Source organism: Cellulosimicrobium cellulans, assembly GCF_042723955.1.
In the GTDB taxonomy this organism is placed as follows: domain Bacteria; phylum Actinomycetota; class Actinomycetes; order Actinomycetales; family Cellulomonadaceae; genus Cellulosimicrobium; species Cellulosimicrobium cellulans_H.
Window position 1 is genome coordinate 1 of the sequence record NZ_JBHXIC010000136.1, and the last position, 1,498, is coordinate 1,498.

Annotated in this window: 1 protein-coding gene; it reads left to right on the top strand. The window is 72.2% G+C overall.

What is annotated here, in order from left to right; all coding sequences use genetic code 11:
• The first annotated feature begins 255 nt into the window (after nucleotides 1-255).
• Entirely contained in the window at nucleotides 256-1,377 is a 1,122-nt protein-coding gene (locus tag ACFWH7_RS20190; protein WP_378219329.1) for a ThuA domain-containing protein, read from the top strand.
• Nucleotides 1,378-1,498 lie beyond the last annotated feature (121 nt).

Here is a 1,498-nt window from a genome sequence, read left to right on the forward strand (position 1 = left end):
GCGCGCGCGCGGCGGGGGGCGCCCCGCCGCCCCACCCACCCCCCCCGCCCCCCCGCGGGGGCGGGGGGGCCCCCGTCGTACGTCACGCGTTGCACCAGCCGACCGACCGCCGACGAGCACGACCCATTGCCCCGCGCATTTGTTTATCGGTATTGCGTTTTGAGGCCCCGCGGGGTTACGGTCGCCCGGAGCCGCCGGTCGCCTGGGTGCCCGGCGGACCGGGGGGCGTAACGGTTCACTCAACGAGGAGTCACCATGAAGCATCACGCCTGGCGTCTGGCCACGGGCCTCACCGCTGCAGCGAGCGCGCTCGCGGTCGGAGTCGCCGCGGTACCGGCGAGCGCCGCCGACGACGAGTACAAGGTCCTGGTCGTGGGAGAAACTCTGGGCTTCCGCCACTCGCACATCGACGAGACGACGGAGGCGGTCATCGCCATCGGCGAGGAGCGCGGGTTCACGGTCGACGTGTGGGACCCGCCGAACGACTCCGCCGGCTGGTGGGGAAGCGGCTCGCCGGGCCAGCCCGAGCTCACGATGGACTCGACGCCGTTCACGAGCGCCGAGGACCTCGCGCAGTACGCGACGATCATCTTCGCCTCGCCGGTCGACGGCACCAACGACCAGGACCCCGCCCGCCCGCGTCTGCTGGACGACACGGAGCTCGCGGCCCTCCAGGGTTACATCCGCGACGGCGGCGGGTACGTGGGTCTGCACGCCGCGACCGACACCATGCACGCTGTGCCGTGGTACAGCGAGCTCAGCGGCGGGTCGGCCCGCTTCAAGAGCCACCCGGCCCAGCAGACGGCCACGATGCGCGTCGAGAGCCCTGGCCACCCGTCGACCGAGATGCTCCCCGCGGAGTGGACGAGGTTCGACGAGTGGTACAACTTCACGAGCAACCCGCGTGAGGACGTGCACGTGCTCATCACGCTGGACGAGTCGACGTACAACCCGGGCCGCGACGCCATGGGCGACCACCCGCTGGCCTGGTGCCAGAACTTCGAGGGTGGGCGGTCGTGGTACGAGGGCGCCGGCCACGTCGACTCCTCGTACTCGGACCCGCTCTTCCTCGCGCACCTCACGGGCGGCATCGAGTGGACGGCCGGCAAGGTGAGCGGCGGTGGTGACTGCGTCACCTTCAAGGAGGTCGACGGCATCGTGACGTCGCTCTCGACGGGGTCGAACCGCGCGGAGAAGCTCTCCGCGGACGTCAGCGACTACCTCGACCGGGCCGAGACCGCCGCGGACGCGGGCGAGCACGCCGCCGCGATCAAGATCCTCCAGCAGGCCAAGGGGAAGGCGCACGGACTCCAGGACGCGACCCTCGTCGCGAAGATCGCCGACCTGATCGAGTGGCAGCAGACGCTCGTCTTCTGACCACGGCACGCTCTGCTCCGACCGAAGCGGCCCCGCCCCCCCCGGGGGGGGCGCCCCCCCCGTGCGCGCTCGACCCGGCCGCGCGTGCCGTTGACCGCGACGCGGTACCCCTCCCAGGGGC

Bases quoted from the DNA above. Each gene is read 5' to 3' on its own strand.
- ACFWH7_RS20190 (WP_378219329.1), top strand. From the start codon at position 256: ATGAAGCATCACGCCTGGCGTCTGGCCACGGGCCTCACCGCTGCAGCG.